Raw genomic sequence first — 2,092 nt, forward strand, 5'->3', positions numbered from 1 at the left:
CACGAACACCAAGGGCAAATCTGGGTTATCATCCCCCACGGGGTAAATAAGCCATCAATACGCTGTTCCTGTTCTTTGACCACCGGAGCGCTATAATCAAATTGGCAGTCCATGGGAATGCCAGGAACTAACTCAGCAATCAGTTCCGGTTGCCATAGGAAAATGCGATAAAATAGTTTGTCAGTTTTCATATGTTGGGACGGGGCTGGTACTCAGTCCAATTTGATTACGGCTTTGATTACGGCTTTGATTAAGGCGATCGCTTGATGAATATATTGAGAAAAATTCTATAATGGATTCACACCATCATATGCTCTGCAACCAGTGCACTAAATCCTCCAGCCCCCGAAAATCTAACAAAGCCTCCGCCAACTCATCCTTTTGACCCGAGTTGAGAGATATCACCTGTTGCCGTTGCATATCCGACAACTGACCACAGCGACGGGTTAACTGTCGCAACAGCATCTGGGTCTGTGCTTCTTCGCGACCTTCTTCGCGACCTTCTTCGCGACCTTCTTCGCGACCTTCTTCGCGACCTTCTTCGCGACCCTTCTGCAACACATCCCGATAAAACCGGGTATCCTCAAGCCTAACCTGGGTAATATCCAACATTTCCCGTATCTCCTCCAAACTCAACTGTGGAAACTTACTCACCAGTATACTTTCTACCAAATCTAACCGTCGCCGAAATACCTCCTCACTCGCCTCAACATTCAACAAATCACGAGCGCTTTGTGGGGTTTCCGACTCCGGCAATACCAACAACCGCAACAACGCCAAATTCGGACTCAAATCCGACCTACCAATCAAGTCTTCGAGATAAAGCCTTTCCACCAAATTATCTAATAGCAGGCGATAGGGAGTCTCCACCCCAAACCCCTGGCTGCGACTGGAGAAAATCAATAGCCCCCGCCAAGGTCGGCTCACCTCATATTGTCCCAGATACATAAACACTTCCCGAAAAAAGCGACCGTAGAATCCCCTATCAGGCTGCATTTGCGCTTCCACGAACACCAAGGGCAAATCTGGGTTATCATCCCCCACAGGGGTAAATAAGCCATCAATACGCTGTTCCTGTTCTTTGACCACCGGAGCGCTATAATCAAATTGGCAGTCCATGGGAATGCCCGGCACTAACTCAGCAATCAGTTCCGGTTGCCATAGGAAAATGCGATAAAATAGTTTGTCAGTTTTCATCTTTTGGGACGGGGCTGCTACTGAGTCCAATTTGATTAAGGTTTTGATTAAGGCTTTGATTAAGGCTTTGATTAAGGCTTTGATTAAGGCGATCGCTTGTTTCCAGAAACGGGGTTTTTCAAAAAACGGGGCGGGTTTATATCGCTGCTGGTGAAGAAGAATATAGGCTGTTGAACCCGCCCCTACAGGAATATGTGACCCCTGGGTGGTTGGGAAGGCGATCGCTTGTTTCCAGAAACGGGGTTTGTCAAAAAACGGGGCGGGTTTATATCGCTGCTGGTGAAGAAGAATATAGGCTGTTGAACCCGCCCCTACAGGAATATGTGACTCCTGGGTGGTTGGGAAGGCGATCGCTTGTTTCCAGAAACGGGGTTTGTCTTTGTCAAAAAAACCGGGTTTCTTCAATTCTGAGTTGGTTTGGGATAAGTTTGTCAGTTTTCATCTGTCTGCAACCAGCGCACTAAATCCTCCATCCCCCGAAAATCTAACAAAGCCTCTGCCAACTCATCCTTTTGACCCGAGTTGAGAGATATCACCTGTTGCCGTTGCATATCCGACAACTCACCACAGCGACGGGTTAACTGTCGCAACAGCATCTCCGTCTGTGCTTCTTCGCGACCTTCTTCGCGACCTTCTTCGCGGCCTTCTTCGCGGCCCTTCTGCAACACATCCCGATAAAACCGGGTATCCTCAAGCCTAACCTGGGTAATATCCAACATTTCCCGTATCTCCTCCAAGCTCAACTGTGGAAACTTACTCACCAGTATACTTTCTACCAAATCCAACCGTCGCCGAAATACCTCCTCACTCGCCTCAACATTCAACAAATCACGAGCGCTTTGTGGGGTTTCCGACTCCGGCACTACCAACAACCCCAACAACGCCAAATTCGGAC

At 48.3% G+C, this 2,092-nt stretch carries 2 protein-coding genes and 1 pseudogene; all 3 read right to left on the minus strand.

Annotated features, from left to right (window positions below; all coding sequences use genetic code 11):
- Nucleotides 1-191: pseudogene (locus tag B9T16_RS28035) on the minus strand (DUF2887 domain-containing protein); the annotation flags it as partial.
- A gap of 115 nt (nucleotides 192-306) precedes the next feature.
- A complete protein-coding gene (locus tag B9T16_RS28040; protein WP_410246322.1) occupies nucleotides 307-1,197 on the minus strand; it encodes a DUF2887 domain-containing protein in 891 nt (296 codons plus the stop codon).
- 431 nt (nucleotides 1,198-1,628) lie between these two features.
- Nucleotides 1,629-2,092 (minus strand): DUF4351 domain-containing protein (locus tag B9T16_RS28045; protein WP_410246321.1); only part of this gene is annotated, 464 nt, incomplete at its 5' end.

Origin of the sequence: Arthrospira sp. PCC 8006, assembly GCF_046480465.1 — a bacterium.
GTDB lineage: Bacteria > Cyanobacteriota > Cyanobacteriia > Cyanobacteriales > Microcoleaceae > Limnospira > Limnospira platensis.

What these genes read in the sequence shown, in the direction of transcription:
- B9T16_RS28040 (WP_410246322.1), bottom strand. Translation starts at nt 1,197, where the DNA reads ATGAAAACTGACAAACTATTTTATCGCATTTTCCTATGGCAACCGGAA.